14 protein-coding genes are annotated in these 13,008 nt (G+C 73.8%); 5 read left to right on the top strand and 9 right to left on the bottom strand.

Features of this window, described 5'->3' with window-relative positions; translation table 11 throughout:
* Positions 1-13 precede the first annotated feature (13 nt).
* Genes KRR39_RS12395 through KRR39_RS12365 form a run of 6 tightly spaced genes read right to left on the bottom strand, consistent with a single transcriptional unit; the run spans position 14 to position 6,430 of the window.
* The gene (locus tag KRR39_RS12395; protein WP_216937305.1) at positions 14-754 is read right to left on the bottom strand and encodes an adenosylcobinamide-GDP ribazoletransferase; all 741 of its coding nucleotides are present in this window, start codon (positions 752-754) and stop codon (positions 14-16) included.
* Entirely contained in the window at positions 751-2,088 is a 1,338-nt protein-coding gene (locus KRR39_RS24810; protein WP_254185103.1) for a bifunctional adenosylcobinamide kinase/adenosylcobinamide-phosphate guanylyltransferase, read from the bottom strand. The genes KRR39_RS12395 and KRR39_RS24810 overlap by 4 nt, the downstream gene beginning before the upstream one ends.
* On the bottom strand, positions 2,085-2,897 hold the full coding sequence (locus tag KRR39_RS12380; protein WP_254185102.1) for an ECF transporter S component: 813 nt from the start codon (positions 2,895-2,897) through the stop codon (positions 2,085-2,087). The genes KRR39_RS24810 and KRR39_RS12380 overlap by 4 nt, the downstream gene beginning before the upstream one ends.
* Complete coding sequence (locus KRR39_RS12375; protein WP_216937303.1) at positions 2,894-4,537, bottom strand: ABC transporter ATP-binding protein; 1,644 nt, start codon at positions 4,535-4,537, stop codon at positions 2,894-2,896. Before KRR39_RS12375 ends, KRR39_RS12380 begins: the two co-directional genes overlap by 4 nt.
* Positions 4,534-5,685, bottom strand: a complete 1,152-nt coding sequence (locus tag KRR39_RS12370; RefSeq protein ID WP_216937301.1) for an energy-coupling factor transporter transmembrane component T family protein — start codon at positions 5,683-5,685, stop codon at positions 4,534-4,536. The genes KRR39_RS12375 and KRR39_RS12370 overlap by 4 nt, the downstream gene beginning before the upstream one ends.
* 10 nt (positions 5,686-5,695) lie before the next feature.
* Positions 5,696-6,430, bottom strand: a complete 735-nt coding sequence (locus KRR39_RS12365) for an SCO2322 family protein (RefSeq protein ID WP_216937299.1) — start codon at positions 6,428-6,430, stop codon at positions 5,696-5,698.
* Between the two features lie 415 nt (positions 6,431-6,845).
* On the opposite strand from KRR39_RS12365, the gene KRR39_RS24805 reads away from it, so the two are divergent.
* Positions 6,846-6,992, top strand: a complete 147-nt coding sequence (locus tag KRR39_RS24805) for a hypothetical protein (protein WP_254185101.1) — start codon at positions 6,846-6,848, stop codon at positions 6,990-6,992.
* 16 nt (positions 6,993-7,008) lie between these two features.
* On the opposite strand, the gene KRR39_RS12355 is transcribed toward KRR39_RS24805, so the two are convergent.
* The gene (locus tag KRR39_RS12355; RefSeq protein WP_216937297.1) at positions 7,009-8,019 is read right to left on the bottom strand and encodes an aldo/keto reductase family protein; all 1,011 of its coding nucleotides are present in this window, start codon (positions 8,017-8,019) and stop codon (positions 7,009-7,011) included.
* A gap of 397 nt (positions 8,020-8,416) precedes the next feature.
* Positions 8,417-8,986 carry a DUF3043 domain-containing protein gene (locus tag KRR39_RS12350; RefSeq protein WP_216937295.1) on the bottom strand — a complete coding sequence of 190 codons (570 nt, stop codon included), beginning with the start codon at positions 8,984-8,986 and terminating at the stop codon, positions 8,417-8,419.
* 190 nt (positions 8,987-9,176) lie between these two features.
* On the opposite strand from KRR39_RS12350, the gene KRR39_RS12345 reads away from it, so the two are divergent.
* The 4 genes from KRR39_RS12345 to pspAB all read left to right on the top strand — a co-directional run bounded on the left by KRR39_RS12345 (position 9,177) and on the right by pspAB (position 11,796).
* Positions 9,177-9,968, top strand: a complete 792-nt coding sequence (locus KRR39_RS12345; protein WP_216937293.1) for a PspA/IM30 family protein — start codon at positions 9,177-9,179, stop codon at positions 9,966-9,968.
* Positions 9,965-10,243 carry a PspA-associated protein PspAA gene (gene pspAA / locus KRR39_RS12340; protein WP_216937291.1) on the top strand — a complete coding sequence of 93 codons (279 nt, stop codon included), beginning with the start codon at positions 9,965-9,967 and terminating at the stop codon, positions 10,241-10,243. The genes KRR39_RS12345 and pspAA overlap by 4 nt, the downstream gene beginning before the upstream one ends.
* A gap of 264 nt (positions 10,244-10,507) precedes the next feature.
* Positions 10,508-11,218 (top strand): M48 family metalloprotease, encoded by a 711-nt coding sequence (locus KRR39_RS12335; RefSeq protein WP_254185100.1) that lies wholly within the window; start codon positions 10,508-10,510, stop codon positions 11,216-11,218.
* A gap of 8 nt (positions 11,219-11,226) precedes the next feature.
* Positions 11,227-11,796, top strand: coding sequence for a PspA-associated protein PspAB (gene pspAB, locus KRR39_RS12330; protein ID WP_216937290.1), 570 nt, complete (start codon positions 11,227-11,229; stop codon positions 11,794-11,796).
* A gap of 12 nt (positions 11,797-11,808) precedes the next feature.
* On the opposite strand, the gene nadA is transcribed toward pspAB, so the two are convergent.
* Positions 11,809-12,984, bottom strand: a complete 1,176-nt coding sequence (nadA, locus tag KRR39_RS12325) for a quinolinate synthase NadA (protein ID WP_216937287.1) — start codon at positions 12,982-12,984, stop codon at positions 11,809-11,811.
* Positions 12,985-13,008 lie beyond the last annotated feature (24 nt).

The following is a 13,008-nucleotide window of genomic DNA, read 5'->3' as shown; positions in this document are numbered from 1 at the left end:
CAGACCCGATCCGTCACACGAACCCCAGGAACACCAGCGCCGCGGTGCCGGTGACCTCGACGCAGGCGCCGAGCACGTCACCGGTGATCCCGCCGAACCGGCGCACGCAGTGCGCGGCGTACGCAGCGCCGGCGGCGAGCGCGAGGACCCCGGCCAGCACCCCGCCGAGACCGTACGTCGACCAGCCGACCGCCCCGGCGAGGAGCACCGTGGCCAGGGCGGTGGCGGCCGCCGCGACCGGGGGGACCGTGCCCGCGACCAGGGCGCCGAGGCCCTCGGGCCGGGCCGGCGGGACGCCGCGCCGGCACAGCAGGGGCAGCGCCGCGCGGGACACCAGCAGGGCCACGGCCAGCGCCACCGGAGCGGCCGGCGCCGCGGCCAGGGCGGCGACCTGGGCCAGCAGCGAGACGACCAGCGTCACCACCCCGAACGGGCCGACGTCCCCGCGCCGCATCACCTCCAGGGCGCCGGCGGCCGGCCGCCGCGAGCCGAGGCCGTCGGCTGTGTCGGCGAGCCCGTCGAGGTGCATGCCGCGGGTCAGCAGCGCGAGCAGCCCGACCGCGAGGGTCGCGGCCAGCAGCGGCGAGACGACCCGGTCCAGCAGCCACAGCGCCCCGCCGGCGAGCACCGCGAGCAGCGTGCCGGCCAGCGGGGCGAGCAGCATCGCGCGGCCCGCCACGTCCCGGTCGACGCGCGCCGGGGGCCGCACCGGCAGCACGGTCAGCGTGCCCAGGCAGAGCCGGAGCGGGTTCACAGCCGGCCGACCCGCCCCGCCGTGCACCACAGCACGTCCTCGGTGACCGCCGCGACCCGGGCGTTGAGCCGGCCCATCTGGTCGCGGAACCGTCGCCCGGACGCCGTGTCGGGCACCACGCCCTGGCCGACCTCGTTGCTGACCGCGACGACCCGGCGGCCGGTGGTGCGCCAGGCCTCGACGAGCGCGTCGACGTCCGCGGTGACGGCCGTCTCGGCGCCTGCCGCCCAGGTCGCGTCGTCCCAGGCGTCGTGCCGGTCCATCACCCGGGTCAGCCACAGCGTCAGGCAGTCGACGAGCAGCGGCTCGCCCTCGGCCGCCAGCAGACCGACCAGGTCGAGGGTCTCCCGGGTCGTCCAGTGCGCGGGCCGACCGGCCCGGTGCAGCCGGACCCGCTCGGCCCACTCGTCGTCGTGGTCGGCGGGGTAGGCGGTGGCCACGTAGGTCACCGCCGGCTCGGCGGCGAGCAGCCGCTCCGCGGTGCCGGACTTGCCGGACCGGGCGCCGCCGAGCACCAGGGTCCGGCCCACCGGCGCGGGCTGCGGGCGGGCGCCCAGCGTGGTGCCGTCGTCGACCACCCGGGCGCCCCAGGCCGCCAGCCGCCGGGCGAGCTCGGGAGCGGCCGGGTTGCGGTGCGAGAGGTGTACGGCGACCACGTCGGTGTCCGCGGTGACGGCGCCGACCGCCCGCAGCCGGCGGAGCTGCTCGGGGAAGCTGCCCAGGTCGAGGTGGTCGGTGCCGTGCGTGAGGTGGTCCCCGAAGGTCTCCTCCAGCAGCACCGCGTCGAAGGCGGCGCCGGCCACCGCCTCGACGGTGGCGCGGGGGAGCGGGCCGGTGTCGGTGGCGTAGAGCAGCCGGCCGCCGGGGCCCCGCACGTCGTAGAGCACGCAGGACCCGTCGGCGCCGTGCGCGGCCGGCAGCACCCGCACGTCGTGGTCGCCGAGCCGGTGCCGGTCGCCGGCCGCGACCGCCACGAACCGCACCGGCGAGTCGGGGGCGACCCACATCCGCGCCTGCTCGACCACCTCGGGCGGCCCGAGCACGTCGAGCGGCGCGTCGGACACCCAGCCCCGGAACAGCAGGAACGCCGGGGAGCAGTGGTCGGGGTGCAGGTGGGTGAGGAGCACGTGCCGTAGCCCGGTCAGGTCGAGCCCGGCGCGCTGCGCGGCCTGCGGCGTCTCCGGCCCGCAGTCGAGCAGCAGCGTGCCGTCCAGCAGCGCCGACGTCTGCCCGCGCAGCGAGCCGGCCGAGCGGGCCGCCGTACAGGAGGCGCAGCGGCAGTGCGGGTTCGGCCAGCCGTCGGCCGCGCCGGTGCCGAGCACGGTGAGGTTCACTCGAAGGCCACCGGGGCGTCGAAGGCGGCCCGGCGGGAGGCCCGGCGCAGGGCGCGCAGCAGCGCCGACCCGGCCAGCAGCAGCACCAGCGCGGACAGCACCGCCCGGCCGAGGTCCCAGGGCAGCGAGGTGGTCACGTAGAACACCAGGTAGCGGTGCAGGTTCGCGGCCAGCGGGTCGCCGGCGACGAACGACGTCTCGGGACCGTAGGACGCGAACGGCCAGAACCACAGGTTCATCACCATCCCGAAGGCCAGGCCGACCACCGCGGCGTACGCCGCCAGCCAGCCGATCTCGACGCGGCCGCGGCCCGGGGGCAGGCAGCCGGCGAAGAAGCCGACCCAGCCGGCGGCGACCATCTGGAACGGCAGCCACGGCCCGACGCCGCCGGTGAGCAGCGCACCGGTGAACAGCGTGATGGCGCCGAGCACGAAGCCGAAGCCCTTGCCGAACACCCGCCCGCCCAGGATGATCACCGCGAAGCTGGGCTCCAGGCCGGCGGTGCCCGGGCCCAGGGCCCGCAGCGCGCCGCCGACCGCGGACAGCATCCCGAGCATCGCCACCGCCTTGGCGTCCATGCCGCCGGCGGTGAGCTCGGCGAGCACGACCGCGGCGAGCAGCGGCAGCATCAGCACGAACACCAGCGGCGCGTCCCCGGAGTGCGAGGTGTCCAGGGCCGACCCCGGCTGGGTCAGGAACGGCCAGCCGAACGCCACCACGCCCACCGCGAACACGGCGGCCAGCGCCAGGCCGGAGCGCAGCCGCACCGGGACGAGGGTGGCGACGGGGTGCCGTCGCAGGCCGCTCACGGGGTCACCGGCGCCGTCGAGGCCAGTGCGACGGCCACCTCGGTCGGGGTCAGCCAGCGCTGCGGGGCGAGCACCTTGGCGACCTGCGGGGCGAACGCGGGGGAGGACACCACGACGTCCGCGGTCGGCCCGTCCGCGACCAGCTCGCCGTCCGCGATCACCAGCACCCGGGTGGCCACCTCGGCGACCAGCTCGACGTCGTGGGTGGCCAGCAGCACCGCGTGGCCCTCGTCGGCGAGGTCCCGCAGGATCTCCACGAGCCGGTGCTTCGCGGTGTAGTCCAGGCCGCGGGTGGGCTCGTCGAGGAGCAGCAGCGGCGGGCGTACGGCGAGCACGATCGCCAGGGCCAGGGTGAGCCGCTGGCCCTCGGACAGGTCCCGGGGGTGCTGCTCGACGGGGACGCCGGGCGAGAGCCGCCGGAACAGCGCCAGCGTGGTGCCGGCGGGCACCCGGGCGTCCTGGTCGGCCTGCTCGCACTCCCGGCCGACGGAGGCGGCGTAGAGCAGGTCGGCCGGCACCTGCGGCACCATCCCGACGTGCCGCAGCAGCGCGGAGGGGCGCAGGCCGGCGGGGTCGAGGCCGTCGACCAGGACCCGGCCGCTGCTCGCCCGCTTCATGCCGACCAGGGTCTTGAGCAGTGTGGACTTGCCGGCGCCGTTGCGGCCCATCAGCGCGACCACCTCGCCGCGGCCGAGCCGGGTGGTGACGCCGCGCAGCGCCGGCACCCGGCCGTAGGACACGACCAGGTCCTCGGTGGTGGCGACGGTCCCGGCCGCCCCGGCGGCGCTGGCGGCGCCCGTCCCGGTCCGCTCGGGCGCCTCGACGGCGGCCAGCTGCTCGCGCAGCGGACCGGCGAGCCGGCGGGCGTCGCGCACCGACAGGGGCAGCGGGTCCCAGCCGGCGATCCGGCCGAGCTCGACGACCGGCGGGGCGACCGGGGCGTCTCGGAGCACCTGCTCGGGGGTGCCGGAGACGACCGGCGCGCGTCCGCCGGGCACCAGCACCACCCGGTCGGCGTACTGCACGACCCGCTCGAGCCGGTGCTCGGCGAGCACCACGGTCAGCCCCAGGTCGTGCACCAGCCGCTGCAGGGTCGCCAGCACCTCCTCGGCGGCCAGCGGGTCCAGGGCGGAGGTGGGCTCGTCGAGCACCAGCACCCGGGGGTGGGTGGTGAGCACGGACCCGATCGCGACCCGCTGCTGCTGGCCGCCGGACAGGTCGGCGACCGGCCGGTTGCGCACCTCGGCCAGGCCGAGCAGGTCGAGGGTCTCCTCGACCCGCTTGCGCATCACGTCCGGGGCCAGGCCCAGCGACTCCATGCCGTAGGCCAGCTCGTCCTCGACGGTGTCGGTGACGAAGCCGGCGAGCGGGTCCTGCCCGACGTACCCGACGACGTCGGCGAGGTCGCGGGGCCGGTGCTGCCGGGTGTCCCGGCCGTCGACGACCACCCGGCCGTGCAGGGTGCCGCCGGAGAAGTGCGGGACCAGCCCGTTCAGGGTGCGCAGCAGGGTGGTCTTGCCGGACCCGGTCCGGCCGACCACGAGGACCAGCTCGCCCTCGGGGATGCTGAGGTCCACCCCGGAGAGCACCGGCTCGTCCGCGTCGGCGAACGTGACGCCGACCTGGTGCAGCTCGATCACGCCGCCACCTCCATCCGGTCGGCGGGCCCGGCGGTGGCCGACGGGGCGGGGCGGTGCGGTGACGCGGCCAGCGGCAGCGGCGGGGCCAGGAACGCCGGCAGCGCGCCGACCAGGATGCCGACCACGGTCAGCATCGGCACCGGCGGCAGGTCCGTGACGCTGGCCAGGTAGAAGTCCGCGGGGTGCAGGTGCACGTCGACGAAGACGGCCGTCGCGGCCACCACGCCGCACGCGGAGACCAGCCACTCGGGCAGTGCCCACGGGTCGGGCCGGTAGCGGGTCCGCCCGCTGCGCCGCCCGCCCACGTGCAGCCCGGCGCCCGCGACGAGCAGGCCGACCAGCAGCATCGGCATCCCCAGCCACGCCGACGCGGTGCCGTCGAGCAGCCCGTAGATGCCGACGCAGACGCCGAGCAGCCCGCCGAACACGAGCAGCCCGGTGAGCCGTCGCGAGGCGGCCGACTCGTCCGTCGTACGCCCGTAGCCGCGGGAGTCCATCGCGGCGGCCAGGTCCACCGACCGCTCCAGGGCGCCCTCGAGGACCGGCATCGCCAGCCGGCGCAGGCTGCGCAGCCCGGTGCCGTTCTGGCCGCGGAGCCGGTGCGCGGCGCGGACCCGGGCGGCGTCGGTGACCAGCTGGGGAGCGAAGGTCAGCGCGATCACGCAGGCCACCCCGACCTCGTAGAGCGCGCCCGGCACGTAGCGCAGCAGCCGCCGGGCGCTGCCCAGCGCGTTGGCGGCGCCCACGCAGCACAAGATGGTCGCCAGCTGCAGGCCCTCGTAGAACGCCCGCAGGATCGCCTCGAGGCTGACCACGCCGCCGAGCTTGAGCCCGCTGCCCGCGGGCATCGGCAGCGACGGCAGCGTGAACAGCACCGTGGGGCCCTGGGCGCCGGTGGACAGCAGCGCCTGGAACAGGATCCGGACCACGATGATCACCAGCGACAGCTTGAGGAACGCGACGTAGGACCGGGCCCACGGGGCGTTGCTGCGCCGGGCGGCGACCACGAACCCGGTGACCACCAGGATCAGTGCCAGCGGCACCGGGTTCTGGGTGCGGCTGGCCGCCGCCGCGAGCGCGACCGCCCACAGCCACCAGGCCCCCGGATGCAGGCTCCGGGGGTAGCTGAGGCGGTCGACGGCGCGCACGGTGCTGGGCTCAGAGGTTCTTGCCGCGCCGGGACAGCACGAACGACGCGGCGCCGATCGCGACGACGACCACGACCACCACGATCAGCGTCCACGGGACGCCGCCGTCGTCGGTCTCGGAGGCGGCCTGGTCCGCGGTGCCCGCGGCGTCCGGGCTCGCGGTGGCGCTCGCCGCCTCGGGCAGCGCGAAGTCGACGGTCGCGGCGGCGGCCGCGGACGGCGGGTTCTTCACGGTCACCGAGCAGCCCGAGGCCGGGTAGCCGTCGATGCCGCAGGTGAGGCCCTTGTCGAGCCGCAGGTCGGCGACGGCGTCGAGGACCTGCTGGCCGTTCGCGGCGGTCGGCACCGCGGCGCACGCGGCCCGCGGCGCGGGCGGGGTCTGGCCGCCGTCGGCGTCCGCGGCCGTGCCGTAGTCGAGCAGCACCCCGACGAGCTTCTCGCCGGACCCGGCCTCGGTGCCGGCGCAGATGTCCTCGACGGTGTAGGTCGTGGCGTCGGTGCGCGGCGGCAGGCCGTCGGCGGCGGTGGACAGGCCGTAGCGGTAGGCCTCGACGGTGCCGTCCTTGGGCGTGAAGTCGGCGGGGCCGGTCTGGGCGAAGGCGTACTTCCCGCCCTCGACGTGGAAGTAGTTCCAGTACTTGTAGCCGTCGGCCGCGTCCGCCGTACGAGCGGTGCCGGCGACGACGAGCAGGGCGAGGACCAGGGCGCCGAGCGCGCCCAGGGTCCGGCGGAGGGGAGTGGCCATGAGGGGCCTTTCGTGGCGGCGGTGCACAGACTTTCGCCGGACCACACGCGGGCCACCGGGCCCGCAGGTCCGGCTCCGTCCCGTAGACCTCGACGGATGAGTGGAGCCGCTGACCCGTCCGGTTCTCCGGCTCGTCGCGCCGACGTGCGGCACGGCTCACGGTTGCGGGTCAGCGCCGGAGTCGAACCGGCTTTCCCGAAGCGGGGCAGATGCGCTCACGCTCCCACGCGGGTCGCGGCGGCGTCAAAGAGCCCCGCCCTGCGCGCCGGTTAGGCTCGTCACATGACGCACTCCCTGGAGCCCTCCTCGTCCTTCACCGGCAGCGACACCTCGCCCAGGTCGACCTGGCGCTGGCGCTTCGAGGACACCGCCGGGGCCGAGGTGAGCAAGGCCGCCGGGGGGTACGGCGTCCGGGGTGACCGGCTTCCCCTCGCAGAGCGACGCGGAGTCCTGGATCGGCGAGGTCTGGCGCGACCTGGTCGACGACGGCGTCGACCAGGTCACGCTCTTCGAGGGCGACCGCGAGGTCTACGGGCCGATGAGCCTGCACGAGCAGGGCTGAGCGCCCGCGCCGCGGGTCAGCGGCCGAAGTCGCGCTTCGCGGGGGACTTGGTCTTGGCCGGGTCGCGCTCCACGACGCCGTCCAGCACCTCGTCGATCCGCTTGAGGGCCTCGGCGTCGAGCTTCACGCCGGCCGCCTTGACGTTCTCGGTGACCTGCTCGGGCCGGGAGGCGCCGATGATCGCGGCCGAGACGTTGCTGTTCTGCAGCGTCCAGGCGACGGCGAGCTGGGCCAGCGAGAGGCCGGCCTCGTCGGCGACCGGCTTGAGCTTCTGCACCCGGCCGAGGACGTCGTCGTTGAGCCAGCGCGAGATCATGTCCGCGCCGCCCTTGTCGTCGGTGGCGCGCGAGCCGGCCGGGTAGTCCTCGCCCGGCTTGTACTTGCCGGTCAGCGCGCCCTGCGCGATCGGCGACCAGACGATCTGCCCGATCCCGAGCTCCTCGCAGGTCGGCACCACCTCGGGCTCGATGACCCGCCACAGCATGTTGTACTGCGGCTGGTTCGAGACCAGCGAGATGCGCAGCTCGCGGGCGAGCTTGTGGGCCGCGCGGATCTCCTCGGCCCGCCACTCCGAGACGCCGATGTAGTGCGCCTTGCCGGAGTGCACGACGTCGGCGAAGGCCTCCATCGTCTCCTCGAGCGGGGTCTCGTAGTCGTAGCGGTGCGCCTGGTAGACGTCGACGTAGTCGGTGCCGAGCCGCTTCAGGGAGCCGTTGATCGACTCGAGGATGTGCTTGCGGGACAACCCGTGGTCGTTGTGCGCACCCGGGCCGGTCGGCCAGTAGACCTTGGTGAAGATCTCCAGGCCCTCGCGGCGCTCGTCCTTCAGGGCCTTGCCGAGCACGGTCTCGGCCTTGGTGTTGGCGTACACGTCGGCGGTGTCGAAGGTGGTGATGCCCTCGTCGATCGCCTGCCGGACGCACGCGAGCGCGGCGTCCTCCTCGACCTGGGACCCGTGGGTCAGCCAGTTGCCGTAGGCGATTGCGGAGATCTTCAGGCCACTCGAACCAAGATTGCGGATTTCCATGCCTTCGACCCTATGCCCGCTCCCCAACCCGCCCCCACCACCGACCCGGGTCCTGGTGAAGGCCGACCCGGGTGTTGGTGAGGGCCGACCCGGGGGGTGCCGAGGGCCGACCCGGGTGGTGGTGAAGGCCGACCCGGGTGGTGGTGAAGGCCGACCCGGGTGGTGGTGAAGGCCGACCCGGGTGGTGGTGAAGGCCGACCCGGGTGTGGGTGAGGGCCGAGGCGGCTCTTGTGCCGGGCATCCCGGGTCTCGTGCAGAGCCCGACGAGTTATCGGGTGGGGTACGGCGTCACCTGCGACTCGAGGTGGCCGGACTCGGACGATGGTGTAACTACGGCCCGGCTCAACCTGTGCCATGGCCAGGGTCGGGGTGAACTGGGGCCCGGGTCGGCCTTGGGTCAGTAGCGGTCGGGGAGCTTGGCGCCGAGCTTGACCTGGGGCTTGGGGAGCCGGATCCAGCGGAGCTGGATGGAGCGCAGCACGCCGTAGCCGACCGCGCCCTTGGTGCTCACGTCGGGGAACCGGCGGCGCAGCTCGCGGCGGAGCCGGAAGACCACCAGCGAGGTGTCCAGGGCGACCAGCAGGATCGTCGCGCTCCACAGGCCGTTGGCCAGGCTCTGGGAGAACGCCTGGCCGACCATGATCAGGATCAGCAGCGGCAGCAGCATCTCGGCCATGCACAGCCGGGAGTCGATCCAGTCGCGGACGAACCGGCGGACCGGGCCCTTGTCCCGGGCCGGCAGGTAGCGCTCCTCGCCGCGCTTCATGCCCTCGCGGATCGTGGCGCTGCTCTCGGTGCGGCGCTCGCGCTGGGCGCGGGCCGCGGCCTTCTTGTCCTGGGGGCCCTTGGCGCGGGCCCGGGCGGCGGCCTGGGCGTCCTTGCGGCTGGGAGTGGGCCGGCCCTTTCCGGCGACCTTGACGGTCTCGGTGGCGGCGGGCGCTTCGGCGGTCTTGCTGCGACGGAACAACGCTCTGGCTTCCTCGGTCTGGCGTCGGGCCGGGTGCGGGACCCGAGCTGGCTGGTGGGTCCCACAGTAGCCGCGAACGACCGGCCGGGAGCACCGGGAACCTCCTACTCCGCCCGTCCGTTGCCCCGTAGGGTGGTGGCGACGTCACCTCGCCGCATCACCGAGAAAAAGAAAAGGGGGGCTGCCCTCCATGACTCTCATGAAGCGCATCAGCCTGATCTTCCGCGCCAAGGCCGACAAGGCGCTCGACCGCGCCGAGGACCCGCGCGAGACGCTGGACTACAGCTACAAGCGCCAGCTCGAGCTGCTGACGAAGGTGCGTCGCGGCGTGGCCGACGTCGCGACCAGCCGCAAGCGCGTCGAGCTCCAGGGCGCGCAGCTCAAGCAGCAGTCCGACAAGCTCACCGAGCAGGCCCAGAAGGCGCTGTCCATGGGCCGCGAGGACCTCGCCCGCGAGGCGCTCACCCGCAAGTCGGCGCTCACCTCGCAGATGAGCGACCTGCAGGCCCAGCAGGCGCAGCTGCAGGGCGAGGAGGAGAAGCTCACGCTCGCCTCCCAACGGCTGCAGGCCAAGGTCGAGTCCTTCCGCACGCAGAAGGAGACCATCAAGGCGCAGTACACCGCCGCCGAGGCGCAGACCCGCATCAACGAGGCGTTCTCCGGCATCTCCGAGGAGATGGGCGACGTCGGAATGGCCGTGCAGCGCGCGGAGGACAAGACCGCGCAGATGCAGGCCCGGGCCGGTGCCATCGACGAGCTGATCGCCTCCGGCGCGCTCGACGACGCCAGCTCGATCAACCGCGGCGACGACATCTCCCGCGAGCTCGAGGCGATGTCCTCGCAGTCCGACGTGGAGAGCGAGCTGGCCGCGCTGAAGGCCGGCAGCGCCCCGCAGGCCCTGGAGCAGTCCGACTCCACGCCGCCGGCGCAGGTCGAGGCCACCCCGGTGAGCGAGCCCCGCAAGGAAGAGGGCCAGTCATGATCGTCCGGATCCTCGGAGAGGGTCAGTGGACCGTCACGGACGAGCAGCTGCCGACGCTGAACACCTTGGACGCGGCCGTCGAGGCGGCCGTCGAGGCGGAGGACCAGAGCTCGTTCTCGAACACCCTCTCGGCGCTGCTGGACGCGGTCCGCACGGGCGGTGAGCCGCTGCCCGACGAGTCGCTCGAGGACTCCGACCTGATCCTGCCGCCGTCCGACGCCACGCTGGAGGAGGTGCGGGAGCTGCTCAACGACGACGGGCTGATCCCGGGCTGATGGCCAGCACCCGCTTCATCAACGACCGCGGCCTCACCGCGCGGATGACCCTGGTGATGTTCCTGCTCGGTGCGCTGTTCGTGGCGCTCGTGGTCGGGCTGATGTACGCCGGCGGCTCGTACGGCGGCGCCGGTCTCGCCGTGATCATCGGTCTCGCCGGCCTCGGGGTCGCCTGGTTCCAGTGGTACAACTCCGACTCGATCGCGCTGAAGGCGATGCGGGCCCGGATCGTCACGCCCGAGGAGGCCCCCCGAGCTGCACGGGGTGATCGACCGGCTCTGCGCGCTGGCCGACATGCCCAAGCCGCGGGTGGCGATCGCCTACACCGACATGCCCAACGCCTTCGCCACCGGGCGCTCGCCGCAGCACTCGTCGGTCTGCGTGACCACCGGCATCCTCGACAAGCTGACCGCCGAGGAGATGGAGGGCGTGCTCGCCCACGAGCTGTCCCACGTCGCGCACCGCGACGTGCTGGTGATGACGCTGGCCGCGTCGGCCGGCATCGCCGCCGGCATGCTGACCCGCGGGGCGCAGTACGGCATGCTCTTCGGCGGCGGGGGCGACCGCCGGGGCGGCAACAACAACAACAACAACGGCCCGCCGTTCTGGCTGATCGCGCTGGTGATCAGCCTGGTGGTCTACGCCGTGAGCTTCTTCCTGACCCGGCTGCTCTCGCGCTACCGCGAGCTGTGCGCCGACCGGTCGGGCGCCTACCTCACCCAGAAGCCCTCGGCCCTGGCCAGCGCGCTGACCAAGATCAGCGGTGAGGTCGCCTCGATCCCGAGCAAGGACCTGCGTGAGGTCCAGTCGATGAACGCCTTCTTCATCACCCCGGCGATCAGCGGCATGGGCTTCAAGACCCTCACCTCCACGCACCCGTCGCTCGAGCAGCGGCTCGAGCAGCTCGCGAAGGTGTCCGCCGAGCTCGGCAAGCCGATGGACGGTGGCTTCCCGGCCCCCGGCGCCGGCCTCTGAGGCGCACGATGGGCATCTGGAGCACGCTGAGCGGCCGGAGCAAGCCGGTGCAGGCCAACCTGGACGCGCTGTTCTCGTTGCCCGCGGCCGCGGTGACGCTGCAGACGGCGGCCGGCTTCACGCCGACCGGCGTCGGCTCGGTCTGCTACCGGGCCGCCGAGGGCGCGGCGTTCGCGCAGGCGCAGAACGACGTCGTCGAGCTGCTCGACAACGACGACGACCCGGACGTCGAGCGCAGCACCGACTCCTTCGGCTTCACCTGGCTGCTGGCCCGGCAGAGCCCGGACGACCTGTCGGCGCTCGTCACCGACCTGCACACCGTGAACACCTCGCTCGAGGCGCAGGGGTTCGGCCCGAGCCTGCTCTGCTCGCTGGTCGGGTTCACCGACCCCGCCGGGCGCCGGCTGGGCCTGGTCTACCTCTACAAGCAGGGCACGTTCTACCCGTTCGCGCCGACCGGCCCCCAGCAGCGCGACAACCTGCTGGAGATCCAGATCCGCGACCTGGTCTCCGACGACCTCCCGGTCGAGAAGGACCTGTCCCGGTGGATGCCGGTCTGGGGCGCCCCCGGCCTCTGAGCGGCCGCCGGGTCAGTCCTTGCCCGCCGTGCGCGCGGGCAGGTCGAGCATCCGCTGCAGGGCGACCTTGGCCCAGCGCTCGGTCTCGGGGTCGACCTCGATCCGGTTGACCACGTGGCCGGCGACGAGGTTCTCCATCGCCCACACGAAGTGCGGCAGGTCGATGCGGTTCATCGTCGAGCAGTAGCAGACGGTCTTGTCCAGGAACGTGATGTGCTGCTCCGGGTGCGCGTTCGCGAGCCGCTGCACGAGGTTCAGCTCGGTGCCGATCGCCCACGACGAGCCCGGGGGAGCGGCCTCGACGGTCTTGATGATGAACTCCGTCGACCCGACGAGGTCGGCCTTGGTGACCACCTCGTGGGTGCACTCGGGGTGCACCAGCACCTGGACGCCGGGGACCCGCTCGCGCACGTCGTCGACGCACTGCGCGGTGAACCGGCCGTGCACGGAGCAGTGCCCCTTCCACAGGATCATCCGGGCGTCCCGCAGCTGGCCGGGCGTGAGCCCGCCGTTGGGCTTGTGCGGGTTCCACACGACGCAGTCGTCGAGGCTCATCCCGAGCTCGCGCACCGCGGTGTTGCGGCCGAGGTGCTGGTCGGGCAGGAAGAGCACCTTGGCGTCCTTCTTCTGCGCGTACGCCCACTCCAGCGCCACCTGCGCGTTGGAGGACGTGCACACCGCCCCGCCGTGCTTGCCGCAGAACGCCTTGATGTCGGCCGAGGAGTTCATGTACGTCACGGGTACGACGGACGAGGCGATGCCCACGTCCTCCAGGGCGTCCCAGGCGTCCTCGACCTGCGCGAGGCCGGCCATGTCCGCCATCGAGCAGCCGGCCGCGAGGTCCGGCAGGATCACCGCCTGGTCCGGGCCGGTGAGGATGTCGGCCGACTCGGCCATGAAGTGCACGCCGCAGAACACGACGTACTCCGCGTCCGGTCGGCCGGCGGCGTCGCGGGCCAGCTTGAAGGAGTCGCCGGTGACGTCGGCGAACTCGATGACCTCGTCGCGCTGGTAGTGGTGGCCGAGCACGAACACCCGGTCGCCGAGCGCCTCCTTGGCGGCCCGCGCGCGGGCGACCAGGTCGGGGTCGGAGGCGGCAGGAAGGGAGCCGGGGCAGTCGACTCCCGGCTCGGAGCGGCTGTCGGTGCCGCGGCCCAGGACCAGCAGGGGCAGCTCGGTTGTCGTCACCCGGTCATCTTTTCACAACGCACC

Origin of the sequence: Nocardioides panacis, assembly GCF_019039255.1 — a bacterium.
Taxonomy (GTDB): Bacteria; Actinomycetota; Actinomycetes; order Propionibacteriales; family Nocardioidaceae; genus Nocardioides_B; species Nocardioides_B panacis.
This window is presented reverse-complemented; position numbering and strand designations above follow the sequence as displayed.

Coding starts and splice junctions, on each gene's coding strand:
- KRR39_RS12355 (WP_216937297.1), bottom strand. CDS start 8,019: ATGGAAATCCGCAATCTTGGTTCGAGTGGCCTGAAGATCTCCGCAATC.
- pspAB (WP_216937290.1), top strand. CDS start 11,227: ATGGGCATCTGGAGCACGCTGAGCGGCCGGAGCAAGCCGGTGCAGGCC.
- pspAA (WP_216937291.1), top strand. CDS start 9,965: ATGATCGTCCGGATCCTCGGAGAGGGTCAGTGGACCGTCACGGACGAG.
- KRR39_RS12365 (WP_216937299.1), bottom strand. CDS start 6,430: ATGGCCACTCCCCTCCGCCGGACCCTGGGCGCGCTCGGCGCCCTGGTC.
- KRR39_RS12345 (WP_216937293.1), top strand. CDS start 9,177: ATGACTCTCATGAAGCGCATCAGCCTGATCTTCCGCGCCAAGGCCGAC.